The 21636-nt window shown below is 69.4% G+C and carries 25 protein-coding genes, 1 tRNA gene and 1 riboswitch; of the genes, 17 read left to right on the forward strand and 9 right to left on the reverse strand.

Going from position 1 to position 21636, the window contains the following annotated elements:
• On the reverse strand, positions 1-597 hold the full coding sequence (locus ACIQNU_RS00535) for an isochorismatase family protein (RefSeq protein ID WP_401359169.1): 597 nt from the start codon (positions 595-597) through the stop codon (positions 1-3).
• A 137-nt stretch (positions 598-734) separates the two neighbouring features.
• Positions 735-2075, reverse strand: a complete 1341-nt coding sequence (locus tag ACIQNU_RS00540; RefSeq protein WP_401359171.1) for a nicotinate phosphoribosyltransferase — start codon at positions 2073-2075, stop codon at positions 735-737.
• 78 nt (positions 2076-2153) lie between these two features.
• On the opposite strand from ACIQNU_RS00540, the gene clpS reads away from it, so the two are divergent.
• The 8 genes from clpS to ACIQNU_RS00580 all read left to right on the forward strand — a co-directional run bounded on the left by clpS (position 2154) and on the right by ACIQNU_RS00580 (position 8452).
• The gene (gene clpS, locus ACIQNU_RS00545) at positions 2154-2471 is read left to right on the forward strand and encodes an ATP-dependent Clp protease adapter ClpS (protein WP_401359173.1); all 318 of its coding nucleotides are present in this window, start codon (positions 2154-2156) and stop codon (positions 2469-2471) included.
• An 11-nt stretch (positions 2472-2482) separates the two neighbouring features.
• Positions 2483-3088, forward strand: a complete 606-nt coding sequence (locus ACIQNU_RS00550) for a DUF2017 domain-containing protein (protein ID WP_401359176.1) — start codon at positions 2483-2485, stop codon at positions 3086-3088.
• Between the two features lie 203 nt (positions 3089-3291).
• Positions 3292-4755 carry an amino acid permease gene (locus ACIQNU_RS00555; protein WP_401359178.1) on the forward strand — a complete coding sequence of 488 codons (1464 nt, stop codon included), beginning with the start codon at positions 3292-3294 and terminating at the stop codon, positions 4753-4755.
• Positions 4756-4839: 84 nt separating this feature from the next.
• Positions 4840-5262: a Mov34/MPN/PAD-1 family protein gene (locus ACIQNU_RS00560; protein ID WP_401359180.1), complete on the forward strand. Its 423-nt coding sequence runs from the start codon at positions 4840-4842 to the stop codon at positions 5260-5262.
• Between the two features lie 103 nt (positions 5263-5365).
• Positions 5366-5467: a putative leader peptide gene (locus tag ACIQNU_RS00565; RefSeq protein WP_401359182.1), complete on the forward strand. Its 102-nt coding sequence runs from the start codon at positions 5366-5368 to the stop codon at positions 5465-5467.
• A gap of 118 nt (positions 5468-5585) precedes the next feature.
• Positions 5586-5864 carry a MoaD/ThiS family protein gene (locus tag ACIQNU_RS00570; protein ID WP_401359185.1) on the forward strand — a complete coding sequence of 93 codons (279 nt, stop codon included), beginning with the start codon at positions 5586-5588 and terminating at the stop codon, positions 5862-5864.
• Positions 5865-5870: 6 nt separating this feature from the next.
• Positions 5871-6821, forward strand: a complete 951-nt coding sequence (locus ACIQNU_RS00575; protein ID WP_401359187.1) for a PLP-dependent cysteine synthase family protein — start codon at positions 5871-5873, stop codon at positions 6819-6821.
• 878 nt (positions 6822-7699) lie between these two features.
• Positions 7700-8452: an MBL fold metallo-hydrolase gene (locus tag ACIQNU_RS00580; protein ID WP_401359189.1), complete on the forward strand. Its 753-nt coding sequence runs from the start codon at positions 7700-7702 to the stop codon at positions 8450-8452.
• A gap of 87 nt (positions 8453-8539) precedes the next feature.
• On the opposite strand, the gene ACIQNU_RS00585 is transcribed toward ACIQNU_RS00580, so the two are convergent.
• Together ACIQNU_RS00585 and ACIQNU_RS00590 are read right to left on the reverse strand one after the other, a co-directional pair.
• Positions 8540-9805, reverse strand: a complete 1266-nt coding sequence (locus ACIQNU_RS00585) for a PTS transporter subunit EIIC (RefSeq protein ID WP_401359192.1) — start codon at positions 9803-9805, stop codon at positions 8540-8542.
• 121 nt (positions 9806-9926) lie between these two features.
• A complete protein-coding gene (locus ACIQNU_RS00590; RefSeq protein ID WP_401359194.1) occupies positions 9927-11237 on the reverse strand; it encodes a PTS transporter subunit EIIC in 1311 nt (436 codons plus the stop codon).
• Positions 11238-11366: 129 nt separating this feature from the next.
• On the opposite strand from ACIQNU_RS00590, the gene ACIQNU_RS00595 reads away from it, so the two are divergent.
• From ACIQNU_RS00595 to rdgB, 4 genes are all read left to right on the forward strand, one after another.
• Positions 11367-11678, forward strand: coding sequence for a glucose PTS transporter subunit EIIB (locus ACIQNU_RS00595; RefSeq protein WP_401359196.1), 312 nt, complete (start codon positions 11367-11369; stop codon positions 11676-11678).
• A gap of 107 nt (positions 11679-11785) precedes the next feature.
• The gene (gene rph, locus ACIQNU_RS00600; protein WP_401359198.1) at positions 11786-12517 is read left to right on the forward strand and encodes a ribonuclease PH; all 732 of its coding nucleotides are present in this window, start codon (positions 11786-11788) and stop codon (positions 12515-12517) included.
• Between the two features lie 139 nt (positions 12518-12656).
• A complete protein-coding gene (locus ACIQNU_RS00605; RefSeq protein ID WP_401359201.1) occupies positions 12657-13049 on the forward strand; it encodes a hypothetical protein in 393 nt (130 codons plus the stop codon).
• 81 nt (positions 13050-13130) lie between these two features.
• Entirely contained in the window at positions 13131-13733 is a 603-nt protein-coding gene (gene rdgB / locus ACIQNU_RS00610; RefSeq protein WP_401359204.1) for an RdgB/HAM1 family non-canonical purine NTP pyrophosphatase, read from the forward strand.
• Between the two features lie 51 nt (positions 13734-13784).
• Here the strand turns inward: rdgB and ACIQNU_RS00615 are convergent.
• The 4 genes from ACIQNU_RS00615 to bcp form a co-directional block, all read right to left on the reverse strand.
• Positions 13785-13862 (reverse strand) — tRNA-Leu (locus tag ACIQNU_RS00615).
• A 56-nt stretch (positions 13863-13918) separates the two neighbouring features.
• Positions 13919-14581 (reverse strand): HNH endonuclease signature motif containing protein, encoded by a 663-nt coding sequence (locus ACIQNU_RS00620; protein WP_401359206.1) that lies wholly within the window; start codon positions 14579-14581, stop codon positions 13919-13921.
• Complete coding sequence (locus tag ACIQNU_RS00625; protein WP_401359209.1) at positions 14578-15240, reverse strand: HNH endonuclease signature motif containing protein; 663 nt, start codon at positions 15238-15240, stop codon at positions 14578-14580. Before ACIQNU_RS00625 ends, ACIQNU_RS00620 begins: the two co-directional genes overlap by 4 nt.
• A 116-nt stretch (positions 15241-15356) precedes the next feature.
• Positions 15357-15830, reverse strand: a complete 474-nt coding sequence (gene bcp, locus ACIQNU_RS00630) for a thioredoxin-dependent thiol peroxidase (protein WP_401359211.1) — start codon at positions 15828-15830, stop codon at positions 15357-15359.
• A gap of 176 nt (positions 15831-16006) precedes the next feature.
• On the opposite strand from bcp, the gene ACIQNU_RS00635 reads away from it, so the two are divergent.
• From ACIQNU_RS00635 to ACIQNU_RS00645, 3 genes are all read left to right on the forward strand, one after another.
• Positions 16007-16327, forward strand: a complete 321-nt coding sequence (locus tag ACIQNU_RS00635; protein ID WP_401359214.1) for a DUF3618 domain-containing protein — start codon at positions 16007-16009, stop codon at positions 16325-16327.
• Between the two features lie 140 nt (positions 16328-16467).
• Positions 16468-16770: a co-chaperone GroES gene (locus ACIQNU_RS00640; RefSeq protein ID WP_051707732.1), complete on the forward strand. Its 303-nt coding sequence runs from the start codon at positions 16468-16470 to the stop codon at positions 16768-16770.
• Between the two features lie 77 nt (positions 16771-16847).
• Positions 16848-16918: riboswitch (guanidine-III (ykkC-III) riboswitch) on the forward strand.
• 39 nt (positions 16919-16957) lie between these two features.
• The gene (locus ACIQNU_RS00645) at positions 16958-17278 is read left to right on the forward strand and encodes a DMT family transporter (protein ID WP_401359217.1); all 321 of its coding nucleotides are present in this window, start codon (positions 16958-16960) and stop codon (positions 17276-17278) included.
• Here ACIQNU_RS00645 and ACIQNU_RS00650 read toward each other — a convergent pair.
• The gene (locus tag ACIQNU_RS00650; protein WP_401359219.1) at positions 17272-19737 is read right to left on the reverse strand and encodes a transglycosylase domain-containing protein; all 2466 of its coding nucleotides are present in this window, start codon (positions 19735-19737) and stop codon (positions 17272-17274) included. The genes ACIQNU_RS00645 and ACIQNU_RS00650 overlap by 7 nt on opposite strands.
• Positions 19738-19956: 219 nt before the next feature.
• Here ACIQNU_RS00650 and ACIQNU_RS00655 point away from each other — a divergent pair, with 219 nt between their 5' ends.
• Positions 19957-20766, forward strand: coding sequence for an ABC transporter permease (locus tag ACIQNU_RS00655; protein WP_401359221.1), 810 nt, complete (start codon positions 19957-19959; stop codon positions 20764-20766).
• A complete protein-coding gene (locus ACIQNU_RS00660; protein ID WP_401359224.1) occupies positions 20759-21616 on the forward strand; it encodes an ABC transporter permease in 858 nt (285 codons plus the stop codon). The genes ACIQNU_RS00655 and ACIQNU_RS00660 overlap by 8 nt, the downstream gene beginning before the upstream one ends.
• Positions 21617-21636: the final 20 nt, after the last annotated feature.

Raw genomic sequence — 21636 nt, forward strand, 5'->3', positions numbered from 1 at the left:
TCAGCCCGTGGAAGAGACCACCGGCTTGCCGGTCAGCTCCACCCCGGCCGCGTGCAGCTCGGCCAGCGCCTGTTCCGTGGTCTCCCCGGCGACCCCGGCCGTGAGGTCGAGCAGCACCGTGGTCCCGAAGCCGGAACGGACGGCATCCAGGGCCGTGGCACGCACACAGTGATCCGTCGCGATCCCCACCACGTCCACCTCGGTGATCCCCCGCTCCCGCAGCCAGTCGGCGAGCGCCGTCCCGTTCTCGTCGGCCCCCTCGAAACCGCTGTACGCGGCCGAGTACGCCCCCTTGTCGAACACCGCGTCCACCGCGCCGGAGGCGACGGCGGGGGCGAAGTTCGGGTGGAAGCCGACGCCCTCGGTGCCCGCGACGCAGTGCGCGGGCCAGGAGCGGCGGAAGTCGGGGTGGTCCGAGAAGTGGTCACCGGGTGCGATGTGGTGGTCGCGGGTCGCCACGGCATGGCGGTACCCGGCGGGCGCCTGCCCGATGAGTTCCGTGATCGCGGCGGCCACATCGGCCCCACCGGCGACGGCGAGGCTGCCACCCTCACAGAAGTCGTTCTGCACATCTACGACGATCAAGGCGCGGCGCATGTCGGGTGTCCTCGGGTTCGGTACGGCGGGTTCGGTGGGGCGGGGTGCGGTGCGGCCGGTTTTGTCGAGGGTAGAGACTTCCGGCGCGCAGCGGGAGGGGGCGTCCGGCGACCGCGCACACCACCCCACCGGACTCCCTAGACGTACTCCGTGGGAATGACCGGCTCCCCGCGCGAGAGCTGGGTGGCGGACAGCGGAAGCCCCGCGCGGACGCTCGCGTGCCGGTCCCGCACCACGTCCAGCGTCTCCCGGGCCACCACGGTGCCGCCCTTGACCAGCTCCACCAGGAGCTGCTGGTCCACCAGCTCCGCCGGGACGGGGCCCGTACCGATCACCTCGGCCTCGGCGACCCCGTACGCGTCCAGACGGCGCGCCGCCCATTTGCGTCCGCCGATCGACGTCTTGCCGCCCAGCGCCTTCTTCGCGACCGGCACGAGCGGTGCCTTCGGGTCGGCCGAGCCGGCGCGCGCGACGAGCTTGTACACCATCGAGCAGGTCGGGTGCCCGGACCCGGTGACGAGCTGGGTGCCGACCCCGTACGCGTCCACGGGCGCCGCCGCGAGCGACGCGATGGCGTACTCGTCCAGGTCGGACGTGACCACGATCCGGGTGCCGGTGGCGCCCAGGGTGTCGAGCTGGTCGCGGACCCGGTGGGCGACCAGGAGCAGATCCCCGGAGTCGATCCGGACGGCGCCCAGCTCGGGCCCCGCGATGTCGACGGCGGCCCGTACCGCTTCGGCCACGTCGTAGGTGTCGACCAGCAGGGTCGTCCCGGCGCCCAGCGAGTCGACCTGGGCGCGGAAGGCGTCCCGCTCGCTGTCGTGCAGCAGGGTGAAGGCGTGTGCGGAGGTGCCGACGGTCGGAATGCCGTACCGGAAGCCCGCCGCGAGATCGGAGGTGGTCGCGAACCCGCCCACGTACGCCGCCCGGGACGCCGCCACCGCCGCCAGCTCATGGGTGCGGCGCGCGCCCATCTCGATCAGCGGGCGGTCCCCGGCCGCCGACGCCATCCGGGACGCCGCCGCCGCGATCGCCGAGTCGTGGTTGAGGATCGACAGGATCACCGTCTCCAGGAGCACGCACTCCGCGAAGCTGCCCTCGACCCGCAGCAGCGGTGAGCCCGGGAAGTAGACCTCGCCCTCCGGATAGCCCCAGATGTCGCCGGTGAAGCGGTAGTCGGCGAGCCAGGCGAGGGTCGGTTCGTCGACGATGCGGCGCTCGCGCAGGAAGTCGAGCACCGGTGCGTCGAAGCGGAAGTTCTCGACGGCGTCCAGGACGCGTCCGGTGCCCGCCACGACCCCGTACCTGCGGCCGTCCGGCAGCCGCCGGGTGAAGACCTCGAAGACCGAACGGCGGTCGGCGGTGCCGGCGTGCAGCGCGGCCTGGAGCATCGTCAGCTCGTAGTGGTCCGTGAAGAGCGCGGTCGAGGGAACGTCGACCGGCAGCCCTGGGACAGGCCCTGGGTCCGCAGTGTTCATGACGAGGATGCTACCCCTATCTCGTCACTCTGACGATTTCGGGAGCCGTTTGTGCGAGGGCCCCCGCCAGGTGGCAGCATGGGGCCTGTGACGGCTCCCGCACCCCTAGAGATCGAAAAGACCGAGTCGGCGGAGGAGGTCTTCGCCGTGCCCGAGCCGGACGTCCCCTGGATCACGCTCGTCCACAACGACCCGGTCAATCTGATGAGCTATGTGACCTATGTCTTCCAGGCGTATTTCGGGTACTCGAAGGACAAGGCCACGAAACTGATGCTCGACGTCCACCACAAGGGCCGTGCCGTCGTCTCCAGCGGAACCCGCGAAGAGATGGAGCGGGATGTGCAGGCGATGCACGGATACGGTCTGTGGGCCACCCTCCAGCAGGACCGGAAGTAGCGACTCACTTCATGCCAGGACACTTCGAACCGACCCCCGGGGGCGGCGCGGCCGTCGCGCTCGACGAGGTCGAGATCTCCATCATCCGCTCGCTCGCCGTCCAGCTCCTGGAGCTGATCGGACCGGGACCCGCCGAAGACGCCCCCGACGACCCGCTCGCGGAGATCTTCACCGACGGCCCCAGCGAACCGCCCTCCGACCCCGTCCTCTTCCGGCTCTTCCCGGACGCCTACGGCGGCCCCGGCACCGAGGACGCGACCGGCGACGAGGCCGACGAACTCATGGCGTACTCCGCCGAGTTCCGCCGCTTCACCGAGAACGACCTGCGGGCCCGCAAGCGCGAGGACGCCCTCGCCGTGGTCCACACGCTCGACGCGCTCGGCGCGGCCGGGGACGGCGGCGCCGTCCTCAAGCTCGCGCCCGAGCAGTCACGGCAGTGGCTCGGCGCACTCAACGACCTGCGGCTCGCGATCGGCGCCCGGCTCGACGTCAGCGACGAGGACGACGCCGACCTGCTCTACCGGCTCCCCGACTCGGACCCGCGCAAGCCGATGGTCATGGCGTATCTGTGGCTCGGCGGACTCCAGGAGACGCTGGTCAGCACGCTGATGTCGTGAGGTCCAGAGGTGCTCAGCGGACGCTCAAATCGGGATAACGATCCCGTCACCGCCCCGATGACCTTTGCCGCGCCGGAAGAATTTTGTCCGCTTCTTCCCGTGGACCGCGTCACATGCGCCTGAATCGATCGGCGGCGTCCGCGTGATAGATCTGCCGGACCCGACAGGGCCCCACCCCTGTTCCCGGCGAAAGGCGCACCACCATGACCCAAGTGCGGCTCGACCAGCCCCACGACGGCCCCGGACCCTCCGCCTCCGCGCACACGGACCCGTCCGGCCACGGTGAGGGCTACCAGCGCGGACTCGGCGCCCGCCAGATCCAGATGATCGCGATCGGCGGCGCCATCGGCACCGGCCTCTTCCTCGGCGCGGGCAAGGCCATCTCCAAGGCGGGCCCCAGCCTGATCCTCGCCTACGCCATCGCGGGCATCGTGATCTTCTTCATCATGCGGGCCCTCGGCGAACTCCTCATGTACCGCCCGGTCTCGGGCTCCTTCTCCGAGTACGCGCGCGAGTTCGTCGGCCCCTTCGCGGGCTTCGTCACCGGCTGGACGTACTGGCTCTTCTGGGTCGTCACCGGCATCACCGAGGTCACCGCCGCCGCCACCTACATGACGTACTGGTGGGACATCCCCCAATGGCTGTCCGCACTGGTCTTCACGGTCATCCTCTACGGCGCCAACCTGATCTCCGTGAAGCTCTTCGGGGAGCTGGAGTTCTGGTTCTCGATGGTCAAGGTCACCGCGATCATCGGCATGATCCTGATCTGCGCCGGCGTCCTCACCCTCGGCTTCTCGGACGCCGGTGACACCGCGTCCGTCAGCCATCTGTGGGCCGACGGCGGCTTCTTCCCCGAGGGCATCACCGGCACCCTGATGACCCTCCAGATCGTCATGTTCGCCTTCCTCGCCGTCGAACTCGTCGGCGTCACCGCCGGGGAGTCCAAGGACCCCGAGAAGACGCTCCCCAAGGCCATCAACACCGTGCCGTGGCGCATCGCCGTCTTCTACGTCGGCGCGCTGATCATGATCCTCTCGGTCGTGCCGTGGACCGAGTTCCAGCCCGGCGTCAGCCCCTTCGTCGCCGCCTTCGAGAAGATGGGCCTCGCCGCGGGCGCCGCCATCGTCAACTTCGTCGTCCTCACCGCGGCCCTGTCGTCCTGCAACTCCGGGATGTACTCCACCGGCCGGATGCTCCGCGACCTCGCCCTCAACCGGCAGGGCCCCGCCGCCTTCACCCGGCTGACCCGCAGCGGAACCCCGCTCATCGGTACGACGTTCTCGGCAGCCCTGATGCTCGTCGGCGTCTGGATCAACTACCAGTGGCCCGGCGACGCCTTCACCTACGTCGTCTCCTTCGCCACCATCTCCGGCATGTGGGCCTGGATCATGATCCTGGTCTGCCAGATCCGCTACCGCGCCAAGGCCGACCGGGGCGAGCTGCCCGCGTCACCGTTCCGCGCGCCGTTCGCGCCGGTCGCGAGCTGGTTCTCGCTCTCCTTCATCGGCATGGTCATCGTGATGATGGGCATCGACAAGGACGCCCGTATCTCGCTGTACTGCGCACCGCTGTGGGCGCTGATCCTGGGCGTCTCGTACCTCGTGCTGCGCAGCCGCAACCCGGAGGCAGCGGCCTTCGCCAAGCGCCGCACCCCCGAGGCGAAGTAGCGCGATCCGCCGGTTCGTCCAGCATGTGGGCCCGTCCGTACCGTACTCCGGTCCGTACGGGCCCTTTTGCTTATCCTTGCCGGCATGCTGACCCTGACCCAGGCCCTGTACGACCGGATCGTCGCCCACGCGCGCGAGGACCACCCCGACGAGGCGTGCGGTGTCGTCGCCGGACCCGCCGGGACCGGCCGCCCCGAGCGGTTCATCCCCATGCTCAACGCCGCCCGCTCGCCCACGTTCTACGAGTTCGACTCGGGCGATCTCCTCAAGCTCTACCGCGAGATGGACGACCGCGACGAGGAGCCCGTCATCATCTACCACTCGCACACCGCCACCGAGGCGTACCCCTCACGCACCGACCTCGCCTACGCCAACGAACCCGGCGCGCACTACGTCCTCGTGTCCACCGCCGACGCCGACGGCACCGGCCCCTTCCAGTTCCGGTCCTACCGGATCGTGGAAGGAAAGGTGACGGAAGAAGAGGTCAGCGTCGTGGAGACGTACTGAGAGACGTACGGAGACCCGTACTGATCTCGCGGAGCGGGCGGAATTCTTCCAGTATTTGAGATCACACTCGGGGAGGGTGACCGGGAATCGATACGATGACCGCATGGTTTCCCACGACGTGAGCGAGAAGACGCCGGGCATGCTGCTCGTGGCGCGGCTGCACGTCGACCTGTGCAGGCTGTCCAGCGCCATCTGTCCCAGCTGACCCCTGCCACCGGGCGCCCGTGAGCCGCGGCGCCTCGCCCCACGTACGTACGCACCCCGCACTGCCGGGCCGCCGCGCGCCCACCGACCCGACATCCTCCCGACAGGAGCCCACAGCTATGGCCATCGAGGTCCGCATCCCGACCATCCTCCGCACGTACACCGACGGTGAGAAGGCCGTCCAGGGCAGCGGTGACACCCTCGCCGCGCTCCTCGCCGACCTGGAGACCCGGCACGCCGGAATCCAGGCCCGCATCGTGGACGGCGACAAGCTGCGCCGCTTCGTCAACGTCTACCTCAACGACGAGGACGTACGGTTCCTCGACGGCATCGGCACGAAGCTCTCCGACGGCGACAGCGTCACGATCCTGCCGGCCGTCGCCGGCGGTATGGCCTGATCGGCGATGCGGTACGACTCCCCGCTCGCGGCGGTCGGCAACACGCCGCTCGTCCGGCTGCCGCGGCTTTCGCCCTCCGCGGACGTGCGGATCTGGGCGAAGCTGGAGGACCGGAATCCGACCGGCTCGATCAAGGACCGCCCCGCGCTCCACATGATCGAGCAGGCCGAGAAGGACGGCCGGCTCACACCCGGCTGCACCATCCTGGAGCCGACCTCCGGCAACACCGGTATCTCGCTCGCCATGGCGGCGCGGCTCAAGGGGTACCGGATCGTGTGCGTGATGCCCGAGAACACCTCGCGGGAGCGGCGTGATCTGCTCGCCATGTGGGGCGCGGAGATCATCTCCTCGCCTGCGGCGGGCGGCTCCAACACGGCCGTACGGGTCGCGAAGGAGCTGGCCGGGCAGCACCCGGACTGGGTGATGCTCTACCAGTACGGCAACCCGGACAACGCGGGCGCCCACTACGCGACCACCGGCCCCGAGATCCTCGCCGACCTGCCCTCCATCACGCACTTCGTCGCCGGGCTCGGCACCACCGGGACGCTGATGGGGGTGGGCCGCTTCCTGCGGGAGCAGAAACCGGACATCAAGATCGTCGCGGCCGAGCCGCGCTACGACGACCTGGTCTACGGCCTGCGCAACCTCGACGAGGGTTTCGTACCCGAGCTGTACGACGCCTCCGTCCTGACGACCCGCTTCTCGGTCGGCTCGGCCGACGCGGTGACCCGCACCCGGGAACTCCTCCAGCAGGAGGGCATCTTCGCCGGAGTCTCCACCGGCGCGGCCCTCCACGCGGCGATCGGCGTGGGCCGCAAGGCGGTGGCCTCCGGCGACCCGGCGGACATCGTGTTCGTCGTGGCCGACGGCGGCTGGAAATACCTCTCGACGGGCGTCTACACAGCAGCGACAACAGAAGAGGCCATCGAAACCTTGCAGGGCCAATTGTGGGCTTAACGGGTTCACCCCCCTCGCGGGGGTTGGCTGAGACCGGGTGGGTCTGGGGGCCGTGGGCTATGGCAGGACGCTGAACCTGCCAGAGCACTCGGCCCCTTTCTTTTGGGGTAGCGGCGGGTTTACCCCCCTCGCGGGGGAGGGGGGGCTGGGACCGGGTGGGGTTGGGGTCGCTGCCCGGGGTGGCTGAGGCTGGGGCGGATTTGGGGTGGCGGCCGGAGGGCCGGGAGCTGGGGGGTCGGATCTGTGGGGTCCGGTTTTTCTTTCCGCCGCAGCGGTGCTTCGCCACGGTGGTGTGGGTCCGGCGGCATGGGATTCCGCCGGACCCTCCTGGCGGTGGGCTGATCGCCGTGGCGGCGAGAGGGAAACCCGGCGGGTGCTGCCCGCCCGGGGCCAGGGCCGGACCTGGCAGGGTTCGAGGTGGCTGGGACTGGGCGGGTCTGGGGGTGCCGGCTTGCGGGCTGGGGGCGGACCTGCGAGGTCCGGTAATTCTTTCCGCCGCAGTGGTGCTCCGCCACGGTGGTGTGGGTTCGGCGGTATGGGATTCCGCCGGACCCTCCCGGTGGTGGGCTGATCGGCGTGGTGGTGGGAGGGGAACCCGGCGGGGTTACGCGTTGGGTCTTTCCGGTCGGGGCTCGGGCCGGCCTCGCGGAGGGGGGCTAGGGGATTCTGCCGGGGGTGTGGGGGGAGACCCCCGGCCGATGTGTCCCGGTCGGAGGAGGGCCCCCGTGAGGGGGACGGGTGGGTGAGTTCGCCCACAACGGACCGTGACCGAGGGGCGACCCGGCCTTTTGCGTCTTACGCTCGACGGACCGCACGACCCCCGTTCTCCGGACCGGAAATCCGGTCACTTTCCTGCCAGCGCGGAGGTTCCAGCTCCTATGAAGCTCACCGTCGTCGGCTGCTCGGGGTCGTTTCCGTCCGCGGAATCGGCCTGTTCGAGCTACCTCATCGAGGCCGACGGCTTCCGGCTGCTCCTCGACATGGGCAATGGCGCCCTGGGCGAGCTGCAGCGCCACATCGGTCTCTACGACCTCGACGCGATCTTCCTCAGCCATCTGCACGCCGACCACTGCATCGACATGTGCGCCTATTTCGTGGCGCGCTACTACCGCCACGACGGCGGCCGACCCGCCCCCCTCCCGGTCTACGGCCCCGAGGGCACCGAACAGCGCCTCACCACGGCGTACGCCGACACCCCGTCGGCGTCCTCGATGAGCGAGGTCTTCGACTTCCACACCGTCAAACCCGGCGGCTTCGACATCGGCCCCTTCGCCATCCGCACCGAACGGGTCCGCCACCCCGTCGAGGCGTACGGCATCCGGGTGGAACACCAGGGCCGTTCGCTGACGTACTCCGGGGACACCGGCGTCTGCGACGCGCTCGACCAACTCGCCTCCGGCACCGACCTGTTCCTGTGCGAGGCGGCGTTCACGGCCGGCAAGGAGAACATCCCCGACCTCCATCTGAACGGCCGCGAGGCCGGCGAGAGCGCGCGCCGCGCGGATGTCGGACGCCTGGTCCTCACCCATATCCCGCCGTGGACGGACCCCCAGGTCAACCTGGCCGACGCCCGAGCCGTGTTCGACGGCCCGTCAGAACTCGCGGCGCCCGGCGCCACGTACGAGATCTGACCCCCCCGCAGAGACGCCCGTACGGGGAAGTCCCCGCCGTTGGACCACAACGGCGGGGACTTCCCCGTAACACAGCCCGGTGAGCCGCTACTTGCTCTCGGCCTTCTGCAACTCCGCCAGCTCCTCGTCGGACTCGCGCCCCGGCGTCGGCAGATTGAACTTGACGATCGCGAACCGGAAGATCACGTAGTACAGGGCCGCGAAACAGAGGCCGACAAGCGCCAGGCCCCACGGGTTGGACGCGATCCCGAGGTTCAGGAAGAAGTCGACCGCGCCCGCCGAGAAGCCGAAGCCGTCCTTCATGCCGAGCGCCCAGGTCAGCGCCATCGACACACCGGTGAGCACCGCGTGGATCGCGTACAGGACCGGCGCGATGAACATGAACGTGAACTCGATCGGCTCGGTCACACCCGTCACGAAGGACGTCAGCGCCAGCGAGAACATCATGCCGCCGACGACCTTGCGCCGCTCCGGCCGGGCCGCGTGGGTGATCGCGAGACACGCGGCGGGCAGCGCGAACATCATGATCGGGAAGAAGCCGGTCATGAACTGCCCGGCGCTCGGGTCACCGGCCAGGAAGCGCGCGATGTCGCCGCTCTTGCCCTCGTACGAACCCGCCTGGAACCACGGGAACGAGTTCAGCAGGTGGTGCATGCCGATCGGGATCAGCGCGCGGTTCGCGACACCGAAGATGCCCGCGCCGACCGCGCCCGAGTTGACCAGCCACTCACCGAAGTGGTGCAGACCGGCGCCGAGCACCGGCCATATGAGGCCGAAGACGATACCGATGACCAGGCCCGCGAAGGCCGACAGGATCGGGACGAGCCGGCGCCCGCCGAAGAAGCCCGCCCAGTCGGGCAGCTTGGTCCGGTAGAACTTCTGGTACAGCAGCGCCACCACGACGCCCATCACGACACCGCCGAGCACCCCGGCGTTGACCGGCGCCTCGTTCATCACGATCTTGCCCTCGACCACCGAGGCGACCTTGGGCAGATTGCCGTCCGTGAAGGTGCCGAGGACCTTCTGGAAGACCAGGTAGCCGACGACGGCGGCCAGCGCGGTCGAACCGTCCGACTTCTTCGCGAAGCCGATCGCGATGCCCACGCAGAACAGCAGCGGCATGTTGTCGAGCAGCGCGCCACCGCCCGCGGACATGTACCCGGCGAGCTTGGTGACGAAGTCCGGGAACGACGCCCGGCCCAGCATGTCGTCGTTGCCGAACCGGACCAGCAGGGCCGCCGCGGGCAGCACGGCGACCGGCAGCATCAGGCTGCGGCCGATGCGCTGCATGACAGCCATCGCGCCGGCGCCCTTCTTCTTGTCGGCCGCGGGTGCGGCGCTCGCCGTGGACATCAGATGCCTCCATGCAGAACAAATGGTCTACACCACTGAGTGGTGTAGACCTGTTCTAGCACGGTGAAGGCGAGATAAGGAACCCGCGATTCCTGTTATTTGAGCCATACCGCGAAGGGGGCTACTTCACGTTCTCGCGGTCCTCCTCGGCCGCCTCCTCCACGGACTCGCGGCCCGGCGTTTGAAGGTTGAACACGGTGATCGCGAACCGGAAGATCACGTAGTAGACCACCGCGAACCCGAGACCGATCGGGATGATCAGCCAGGGTTTCGTCGCGAGGTTCCAGTTGATGACGTAGTCGATCAGGCCGGCCGAGAAGCTGAACCCGTCCTTGACCCCCAGCGCCCACGTCAGCGCCATCGACACACCGGTCAGCAGCGCGTGGATCGCGTACAGGAGCGGCGCGATGAACAGGAACGAGTACTCGATCGGCTCGGTGATCCCCGTGACGAACGACGTCAGGCCGACCGACAGCATCATCCCGCCGACGATCTTCCGGCGCTCCGGACGGGCGCAGTGCGTGATCGCGAGCGCGGCGGCCGGCAGCGCGAACATCATGATCGGGAAGAACCCCGTGGTGAACTGGCCCGCCGTCGGGTCACCCGCGAGGAACCGGTTGATGTCACCGTGCACGACCGTCCCGTCCGGCTTGGTGTAGTCGCCGAACTGGAACCAGACGAACGTGTTCAGGAACTGGTGCAGCCCCACCGTGAGCAGCGCCCGGTTCGCGACACCGAAGATGCCCGAACCCCACGCCCCCAGATCCGACAGCCACTTCGAGAAACTGGTCAGCCCGTCCCCGATGGGCGGCCAGATCCAGATGCACAGCCCCGCGAACAGCAGCCCGATGAACGCCATGATGATCGGCACCAGCCGGCGCCCGTTGAAGAACCCCAGCCAGTCCACCAGCTTCGTCCGGTGGAACCGCCGCCACACATACGCGGTGACAAGGCCCAGCACGATCCCGCCGAACACCCCCGGATTCTGGTACGACGCCTGCGCCGACGTCCCGTCCTCGGCGACGCACAACCCGCTCCAGATCCCCGCCCCCGCGAACGTCTGCCCCGGCGGACAGCTCCCGGGGAACGCCCGCAGCACCGCGTAATAGACCAGGAACCCCGCCACCGCCGCCAGCGCCGTCGACCCGTCCGACTTCTTCGCCATACCGATCGCGACACCGATGCAGAACAGCAGCGGCAGACCGAGCGAGGAGTCCAGCAGCGCGCCGCCCGCCGCGACGAACACCGTCGCGACATTCGTCCAGTTCAGGCCCTCGGAGCCGAAGACGTCCGGCTGCCCGAGCCGGTTGAGGATGCCCGCGGCGGGCAGTACGGCGATCGGGAGCTGAAGACTCCGCCCCATCTTCTGGAGCCCCTGGAAGAAACCGTTCCACCACGAGCGGGTGGGTACTGCCGCGCTGTGCGCGCTCATCCTCGTCCTCCCCGTACCGGCCAGGTCCGGCGCCCGCCGTAAACTGGTGTAGACCAGTCGGCCGGTACTCGGCCGGCGGCGCACGCTGAACGTCATCATTGGGTACGAGTCGGGTCATCGCTCGCGAAGATGGGCCAACCGTGCGTTACCTTGACGAAGCGGACCACGTGGGCCGCGGCCTCGTCCTTTGACAGCAGGGAGAAAGAAATGGCCAGCAAGGCGGAGAAGATCGTTGCCGGGCTCGGCGGTATCGACAACATCGAAGAGGTCGAAGGCTGCATCACCCGCCTGCGCACCGAGGTGTCCGACCCGTCCCTGGTCGACGAGCCGGCCCTCAAGGCCGCCGGCGCCCACGGCGTCGTCAAGATGGGTACGGCGATCCAGGTCGTCATCGGCACGGACGCGGACCCGATCGCCTCAGAGATCGAAGACATGATGTAGCACCCCGCCCGGCGCGCCGCTGTGCCCCACCGGGCACAGCACCCCGGTTCCGGCCCACGCGGAAGTACCCCGCAGCGGCGAAGAACCCGACCGATAAGGTCGTCGCCATGTCTCGCATCGACGGCCGTACCCCCGAACAACTCCGCCCGGTCACCATCGAACGCGGCTGGAGCAAGCACGCAGAAGGCTCCGTCCTCGTCTCCTTCGGCGACACCAAAGTCATGTGCACGGCCTCCCTCACGGAGGGCGTCCCCCGCTGGCGCAAGGGCACCGGCGAAGGCTGGGTCACCGCCGAATACGCGATGCTGCCCCGCGCCACCAACACCCGGGGCGACCGCGAATCCGTCCGCGGCAAGATCGGCGGCCGTACCCACGAGATCTCCCGCCTCATCGGCCGCTCCCTGCGCGCGGTCGTCGACTACAAGGCGCTCGGCGAGAACACCATCGTCCTCGACTGCGACGTCCTCCAGGCCGACGGCGGCACCCGCACCGCCGCCGTCACCGGCGCGTACGTCGCCCTCGCCGACGCCGTCACCTGGGCCCGCGAGCACAAGCTGATCAAGGCCGGACGCCAGCCCCTCACCGGCACCGTCGCCGCCGTCTCCGTAGGCATCGTCGGCGGCATCCCGCTGCTCGACCTCTGCTACGAGGAGGACGTGCGCGCCGACACCGACATGAACGTCGTCTGCACCGGCGACGGCCGCTTCGTCGAGGTCCAGGGCACCGCCGAGGCCGAGCCCTTCGCGCGCGACGAACTCAACTCGCTCCTCGACCTCGCCGTCGCCGGCTGCACCGACCTCGCGGCCATCCAGCGCGAGGTCCTCGCGGCCCAGCGATGACGCACCCGTGATCCCGCCGACTGTGACCCCGTCGACTTGGTAAAGAGGCAACCAAGAAGACCCGCACAGCGTTCTCATACATACGGGCGTACGGGACACACCGTGCGCCCGTCCGCAACTCTCGGGAGGGACCGCCGACATGGCCTCGCGCCGCCGCCGTACCACTACCGTTCTCGCCATGGCGAGCGTGGCGCTCATCGCGCCGTTCGCCATCGGCTGTGACGCCGTGAACAAGGCGTTGGACTGTGTCCAGACCGCCGACACCATCGCCGACAGCGTCACCGACCTCCAGCAGGCCGTGGAGAACGCGGCGAACGACCCCGGGCAGGCCGACGAATCGCTGCGCTCCATAGAGAAAAACCTGGACAAGATAGGCGACAAGACCGACAACACCGACGTCAACAAGGCCGTGGACGACCTCGGCACGGCCGTGGACAACGTCCGCCAGGCCATCAACGACGGCGACAAGACCCCGGACATCAGCCCGGTGACGGACGCGGCGGGCGAACTCACCAAGGTCTGCACGCCGTAGCGTCAAGGCGAGGGGGACGGCGGGTCAGCGGGGTGAGGGGCGGGTCGACGGGGCGACGGTCCGACCCCGGATAATCACCCCATGACCCGCCTGATCCTCGCCACCCGCAATGCAGGAAAGCTCACCGAGCTGAGGGCGATCCTCGCCGACGCAGGGCTCAGCCATGAACTCGTCGGCGCGGACGCCTATCCGCACATCCCCGACGTCAAGGAGACCGGCGTCACCTTCGCCGAGAACGCCCTCCTCAAGGCCCACGCCCTCGCCGAAGCCACCGGACTGCCCGCCGTCGCCGACGACTCCGGCCTCTGCGTCGACGTCCTGAACGGCGCACCCGGCATCTTCTCCGCCCGCTGGGCCGGCCGGCACGGCGACGACCAGGCCAACCTCGACCTGCTCCTCGCCCAGCTCTCCGACATCGGCGCCCCCCACCGGGGCGCCCACTTCGCCTGCGCGGCGGCCCTCGCCCTCCCCGACGGCACGGAACGCGTAGTGGAAGGCCACCTGACCGGCACCCTCCGCCACACCCCCACAGGCACGAACGGCTTCGGCTACGACCCCATCCTCCAGCCGCAGGACATGACCCGAACCTGCGCGGAACTGACCCCGGACGAAAAGAACGCGATCAGTCACAGGGGTAAGGCGTTCAGGGCACTGGTGCCGGTGATCCAGGAATTGCTGGGCTAGGGATGCCAAAGGCGAAGGCCCGGTCGCGGGTGCGCGAGCCGGGCCTGGGCTTGGTGCGCCTGGTCGGATTCGAACCGACAACCCCTGGTTCCTAGGACCAGTCTCTCTGCCAAGTTGGAGCACAGGCGCGTGTACCGCGCCCCACTTTACCGGGCGACGCCGAATCGCGGTGGGGCGGGTCTCGATCAAAAGGCGCGCCGTCTGCCGCCTCGGCACCAGGTGCTGGTGATCGCGTGACAGTTGGGACAGAGCAACCTGAGGTTTTCCTCCCGGTCGTCACTCCAGTCGCCATTGATGTGATCGATCTCCAGCGTCATCGGTCTGCCACGCCATTCCGGCCCGGTGCCGCATCCGGCGCATTGCTCGGGTACGCCGATCTCGCGAAGTGCCCGGCGCAGGAGCACCGTCTTCGTGCGGCGTCTGCCGTCACGCTTGACGAGCAGGTCCTCGGGCCGCCTGAGCGGCGTAGGCCCCGGCTTGCCCCGCCGGTGTCCCTGGCCCAGGAAGTGCGAGGTGTCGATCCCGTACTCGGCGGTCAGGCGGGGGAACAGTGCGCGCAGGCGACTGCTGCCAGGACGCCCCAACAGCCGCAGCGCTCCGGCGACCGAGGTGGACTGTGCGACGGCGTCCCGCAACTCCTGCTCACTGGGCAGGCCCTTCGGTCCGTGTCGGCCCTTGCGCGGGAAATGGGAGACGTCGATACCGAACTGCTCGAAGCGCCCGTACAGACGCCCTCTGAGGTTTCGGTACGGCCGAATGCCCAAGAAAGCGATGACCTCGTCGATGTCTGAGCACGCTTCGGCGGCTCGGGCCAGCAGTTCGCGCGTGTAGCGGGTGCCGTCGTTCATGAAGTGACACCGCGGGTGCGTCGCTTGCCCCGGCCTCGGTAAGTGTCTGTCGTGGAGTGGCAGTTGGGGCAGAGGAGCCTGAGGTTTTCGACGCGGTTGTTGCGCCAGTCGCCGTCGATGTGGTCGACCTCAAGAGGCAGGGGCTCGCCTTGCCACACGGCTTCGATGCCGCACAGGGCGCACTGCTCGGCGATGCCGAGTTCGTGCATGGCTTCCTTGAGGCGGCTGCTGGGCTTGCGCTTCGCGTGTGCTGACGAGTCCGCCACCAGGATCTCCGCCGAGGACCGGCGGTGCGGCCCGCCTCTCCTCCGCCCTGTGCTGATCCCTGCGTCGAAGTGGGAGGTGTCGATGCCGTATGACTTGATGCGCCGACCTATATGGGTCTGATGGCCGCCCACATTGTCGAGTCCGAGGCGCCGCACCACCTCTGAAACGCTGTGCGAGGCGGCGACGGCGGACTCCAGAATCTCTCTGGTCCACCGTCGGCCTTCCCGTTCGAAGTGTGAGGTGTCCACTCCGAGCTTCTTCATCCGCTCCCGGAGGTAGTTCCGCGTTGAACTCCGTGGATCCACCCCCAGGCGCGTCAACGCCTCCGACAACGTCCGCGACGAACCGGCCGCCTCTTGCAGCCGCTCCCTGCTGTACGCGCTGACCCCCATCGTTCCCCTCCGTCCCGACCACACGTTCGTGGTCTCGTACGGAGTAACGAACCGTTTATCGGATGGTCACGTACGGAATGCGGAGCGCCCGCTTCCCCCTACTGGGCCGGCGGGGGTCAGATGGAGATGGACAGGTCCTTGAGGATTTTGGCTACGTGGCCTGTTGCCTTGACGTTGTACAGGGCGCGTTCGACCTTGCCGTCCTCGTCCACGACGAACGTGGAGCGGATTACTCCCGTGACCGTTTTGCCGTACAGCTTCTTTTCGCCGAAGGCTCCGTACTCCGTGAGGACCGTGCGGTCGGGGTCGGCCAGCAGGGTGACCTTCAGGTGCTCCTTCTCGCGGAACTTCGCGAGCTTCTCCGGCTTGTCGGGGGAGATGCCGATGACGTCGTAGCCGGCGCCCGCGAGGACGTCGAGGTTGTCCGTGAAGTCGCACGCCTGCTTGGTGCAGCCGGGGGTCAGCGCGGCCGGGTAGAAGTAGACGATGACCTTGCGCCCCTTGTGGTCCGCGAGCGACACCTCGTTCCCGTCGGCGTCGGACAGGGTGAAGGCCGGGGCGGTGTCGCCGGGCTGGAGTCGGTCGCTCATCTCAGGTCTCCTGTGCGGGTACGCGATCACGGTCCCGCCGGGATCGGGCCGCCCCGGCGGGCTCACGGACCCGAGCCTAATCCCGAGCCCCATAGGGGTGCCGTGGGGTGCGGCGGCGGGGAAGCTGACAGACTGTCGACCAGGAGAACGCCGGACACGACCACGGAGGCAGCGCGGTGTCGGATGCCAGGACCCCTGCGCAGATCGAGGCGGACATCAAGCACCGCCGCGAGCGGCTCGCGGAGACGCTCGACGAGATCGGTGTGCGCGTGCACCCCAAGACGATCGTGGGGGACGCCAAGGCCAAGTTCGTCGCGGGCGTCGACAACTCGCTGGGCCGGGCGTACGTCGGCGCCAACCGTGTCGTGTCCGGAGTCAGGGGCAGGCTCGTCTCCGACGACGGCGCCCCGCGTCTGGAGCGGATCGTGCCGGTCGCGCTCGTCGTCGTCGGCCTGGTGGGCCTGCTCGCCGTCAGCTCCCGCCGCCGCAAGGGCTGAGCCCCGGTCGTGGGCCCCGGTCCCAAGGGCCGGGCGCACCGGCGTACCCGTGGGCCGCGCGGGCAGGTAGGTTCGGGGGCGTGAGCGCCAAACATGATGTGAACACCCCCCACACCCCGCACGACAAGCTGCCGATCCGGATGCTGCACGACCGGGTCCTCGTGCGCCAGGACACCGCCGAGGGCGAGCGGCGGTCCGGCGGCGGCATCCTGATCCCGGCGACCGCGGCGGTCGGCCGCCGCCTGGCCTGGGCCGAGGTGGTCGCGGTCGGGCAGAACGTCCGTACCGTCGAGCCGGGCGACCGGGTCCTGTACGACCCGGAGGACCGCGCCGAGGTCGAGGTGCGCGGCACCGCGTACGTCCTGATGCGGGAGCGCGATCTGCACGCCGTCGCCGCCGACCGCTTCGAGGGCTCCGAGGACTCGACCGGCCTGTATCTGTAGAACCGTTTCCGCAGAGCCCCCCCACGGCTCCCCAAGGCTTCCCTCAGCGGCTGGTGACCCATCTCACCAGCCGCTTCGCCGTGCCTTTGCTACCGTGGACAGCACCCGACGAGACGCGCCGTACCGGGACCTGCAAAGACGACGCACCCCCTGTTCATTCCGTCATGGAAACCACGGAGGTGCCGTCATGGCCTGGGTTCTGCTGATCATCGCCGGTCTGCTCGAAGTCGGCTGGTCGATCGGTATGAAGTACACCGAGGGGTTCACGCGGCTGTGGCCGAGCGTGTTCACCGGTGCCGGAATCGTCGTCAGCATGGTGCTGCTGTCGCAGGCCGCGAAGACCCTGCCGATCGGTACGGCGTACGGCGTGTGGGTCGGGATCGGCGCGGCCGGTGCCGCCGTTGTCGGCATGGTCGCCCTCGGTGAACCGGCGACCGCCGCGCGGATCTTCTTCGTCTGTCTGCTGCTGGTCGCCGTCGTCGGTCTGAAGGCGACCTCGGGTCACTGACCCCCGGGGCCGCGGCGGAGCACGTTGTTCGTGGTGCGGCCCGGTCCCGCCGTGGTGCCCCCGTCCGCGCCGCCGCCCGTCGCGTCGCCCCCGGTCGTGCCCCCTGTGGTGCCGCCGGGGGTGCCGCCCGTCGTCCCGCCGTCCGCGGTTCCTCCGTCGGCCGCCCCGCCGGTACCTCCCGTACCGCCGTCCCCTCCGGTCCCGCCGGTGTCCCCGGTGCCGCCGTCGCCGCCGGTGCCTCCGGGCCCGGGGGACTCGGTGCCGCCCGTGGTCGGGGTGCCGGTGCCTCCGGTCTGGCCCTGGGTCTGGCCCTGCGGCGCGCCCTGGCTCGGGGTGCCGCCGGTCGTGTCGCCGTTGCCCGGCTCCTGCGTACTCGGGGATTCCGAGCCGTCGCCCGTAGGGATGTCCTGTTCGTCGGCGCCGTCCTGGAGCCGGAGATCGAAGTCCTTCGGGTCGCTGCCCTTCAGGGCGGTGCGGGTGAACTGGGCCCAGATCTGCGCGGGATATCCGCCGCCGTTGATCCGGGGCTGCCCCAGCGCCTCGTACAGCGGGGTCTGCACGCCGGTGACCGGGTCCTGGCCCATGACGGCGACGACCGTCGCCAGATCGGGGGTGTAGCCCGCGAACCAGGCCGCCTTGTCCTCCTCGGCGGTGCCGGTCTTGCCGGCCGCCGGACGGTTCGCGGCCTGTGCCGCCGTGCCGGTGCCGCCGTCCACGACGCTCTGCAGTATCGACGTCGTGGTGTCGGCGGCTTCCCGGCTGACGACCCGTTTCATCGCCTGCTTCGGCAGCTCGACCTCCTTGCCGTCCTTGGTGACGTCCGCGACCAGCGTGTACGTGCCGTGCTTGCCGTGGTTGGCGAGCGTCGCGTACGCCTCGGCCATGTCGAGGACGCTCGCCGTCGCGGTGCCCAGGGCGATCGACGGGTACGGCTGGAGGTCGGGCGTCGACTTCGGGAGTCCGAGGTCCACCGCGGTCGATTTGACTTTCGCCGGGCCGACGTCGACGGCCATCTGCGCGTACACCGCGTTGACGGACTTGTCGGTGGCGGTGCGGACGGTGATGGGGCCGTAGGTGACGTTGTCCTCGTTCTCGGGCGCGTACCGGGGGCCGCTCCAGCCCTGTACCGGGCGCCGGTCCGTCCCGTCGTACATCGTGTTCGGGGTGATCGGGCGGCCGTCCTGGGTGACCGAGCCGTTCTGCACGGCGGAGGTGAAGACGAACGGTTTGAACGTCGAACCCACCTGGTAGTCACGGCGCGTCGCGTTGTTGACGTACTGCTTGGTGTAGTCGATGCCGCCGTACATCGCGAGGACCTTGCCGGTCGCCGGGTCGATGGAGACGCCGCCCGCGCGGACGTTGCGGTCCGCCTTGCGGGCCTCCTTGTCGATGTCGGACATGAGCTGGTCGTCGACGGCCTTCACGAACGCGTCCTGCTTGTCCTTCTGCAGGGTCGTCGTGATGCGGTAGCCGCCGCCCGAGTTGAGCGCGTCCTCGTCGATGATCTCGTGTTCGGTCAGATAGTCCTTGACGGCCTGGACGAGATAGCCGCGCTGCCCGGACAGGCCCGTCGAGCCGCGGTCCTCGCGCGGGGTCGGGAAGGTCATGCGGGCGCGGTCGGCGGGGGTGAGCCACTTCTCCTTGACCATGCCGTCCAGGACGTAGTTCCAGCGGGCCTGTGCCGCGACCTTGTTCTCGGGGTGGGCGACCACGTCGTACGCGCTGGGCGCGTTGAGGAGCGCGGCGAGATAGGCGCCCTGCGCGGTGTTCAGGTCCTGGACGTCGATGCCGTAGTACGCCTGCGCGGCGGCCTGGATGCCGTACGCGTTGCGGCCGAAGTAGCTGGTGTTGAGGTAGCCCTCCAGGATGCCGTCCTTGGTCTCCTCGCGGTCCAGCTTGATCGCGATGAAGAACTCCTTCACCTTCCGGGTGACCGTCTGCTCCTGGCCGAGGTAGTAGTTCTTGACGTACTGCTGCGTGATCGTCGAACCCGACTGCTTGCCCTTGCCGGTGACCGTGTTCCAGCCGGCGCGGATCATCGCCTGCGGGTCGACCGCGGACTCGGAGTAGAAGTCGCGATCCTCGGCGGCGAGCACCGTGCGCTGGACGGTCTTGGGGATCTGCGCCAGGTCGACGTTCTCGCGGTTGATGTCGCCGTCGCGGGCGAGCTGGGAGCCGTCGGCGTACAGATAGACGTTGCTCTGGGCGGTCGCGGCGGCGTTCGCGGGCGGGATGTCGACGAGCAGATAGCCGGTGACGAAGCCCGCGATGAGCAGGAGCAGCAGGCCGGTGACGGTGGCGAGGGACATGCGCCAGGTGGGGAAGGCGCGGCGCCAGCCCTTGCGTTTGGGGCGCTTGGGCTTCTTCGGAGGCTGGGATTCCGAGGGGCTCGTGCCGCTGTCGGGGGCGCCGGGGCCGTCCGGGACACCCTCGTCGTGCTGCTGCGGCTCGTCGCTCATGTTCGCGGAACTCCCGATTCGGGTGGTACGTCGGAACTTTCTCAACTGTCGCACCCCGCCCGAGGTTGCCCTTGGCGTGGCACGCGTGCTACCCGCGCTGCCCGGAAAATGCGTGGTCCCGGAACCCGCGGGTGGTTACGCTCTTGCGCTTTGGCCCGATGCGGTGTCGTCCGTCGCCTTTCGTCAACGGAGACCGTTCTGGAGGGGAAGGGGTTGCACGTGAGCGCCGGCCGGTTGTACCTGGCCGTTGCCGCGGGAGGGTTCCGGCGGTACGCCACCTATCGCGTCGCGACGGCCGCGGGCGTCTTCACCAACACCGTCTTCGGCGTGATCCTCGCGTACACCTACCTCGCCCTGTGGGACCAGCGGCCCGGACTCGGCGGGTACGACCAGGCCGAGGCCGTGACCTATGTGTGGCTCGGGCAGGCCCTGCTCATGGCGGTCGCCGCGATGGGCGGCGGCTTCGAGGACGAGCTGATCGAACGCATCCGCAACGGGGACATCGCCATCGATCTGTACCGGCCCGCCGATCTCCAGTGCTGGTGGCTCGCCGGGGACGCCGGGCGGGCCGCTTTCCATCTGCTGGGCCGGGGCGTCGTACCGATGGTGTGCGGCGCGCTGCTGTTCACCCTGGCGATCCCGGCGGACCCGCTGACCTGGCTGGCGTTCCTCGTCGCCATGGCGCTCGGCATCCTCGTCAGTTTCGCGATCCGCTACCTCGTCGCGCTGTCCGCGTTCTGGCTGATGGACGGCGCGGGTGTCGCGCAGATCGCGTGGCTCGCCGGGATGTTCTTCTCCGGGATGCTGCTGCCGCTCACCGTGTTCCCCGGGACCCTCGGCGAGGTCGCCCGCGCCCTGCCGTGGTCGGCGACGCTCCAGGTGCCCGCCGATGTGTTCCTCGGCAAGCACACGGGAGCCGATCTGTGGGCGGCGTACGGGTTCCAGGCCGCGTGGGCCGCCGGGCTGCTCGCCGCGGGACGGCTTGTGCAGTCCTTCGCGACCCGGCGGGTGGTGGTGCAGGGTGGCTGATACGGGCCTGGCGGGACGGGCGGGACTCGCGGGCGGCGTCGCGCGTTTCGCGGACGGGCTGCGCGCCTACCGGATGATCGCCGCGATGTGGATCCGCTCCACGATGGCCTACCGGGCGTCCTTCGCGATGACCGCGCTCGCCAACTTCGCCGCGACCGGGCTCGACTTCGTGGCGATCCTGCTGATGTTCTCGCAGGTCGACGTGCTCGGCGGGTACGCGCTGCCCGAAGTCGCCTTCCTCTACGGGGCGTCGGGCGCCGCCTTCGGGCTCGCCGATCTCGCGCTCGGCACGATGGACCGGCTGGGGCGGCGGGTGCGGGACGGCACGCTCGACACCCTCCTCGTACGGCCCGCTCCGGTCCTCGCGCAGATCGCCGCCGACCGCTTCGCGCTGCGCCGCCTGGGCCGGATCACCCAGGGCCTGCTGGTCCTCGGGTACGCGCTGCTCGCCCTCGACATCGACTGGACCGCGCTGAAGGTCCTGATGATTCCGCTGATGCTGCTCAGCGGCGCCGGGATCTTCGGGGCCGTGTTCATCGCGGGCGGCGCCTTCCAGTTCGTCGCGCAGGACGCCGCCGAGGTGCAGAACTCCGTCACGTACGGCGGGAACACGCTGCTCCAGTACCCGCCGACCGTCTTCGCGAAGGATCTGGTGCGCGGGGTGACGTTCGTCGTGCCGCTCGCCTTCGTCAACTGGCTGCCCGCGCTGTACGTGCTCGGGCGGCCGTATCCGCTGGGCCTGCCGCACTGGCTGGCGTTCACGCCTCCGCTGGTCGCCGTGGCGTGCTGCGCGCTGGCCGGGCTCGCGTGGCGGGCCGGACTGCGGTCGTACCGGAGTACGGGGAATTGAGCAGTACGGGGAGTCAAGGG

The organism is Streptomyces sp. NPDC091292, assembly GCF_044757265.1.
Classification (GTDB): domain Bacteria; phylum Actinomycetota; class Actinomycetes; order Streptomycetales; family Streptomycetaceae; genus Streptomyces.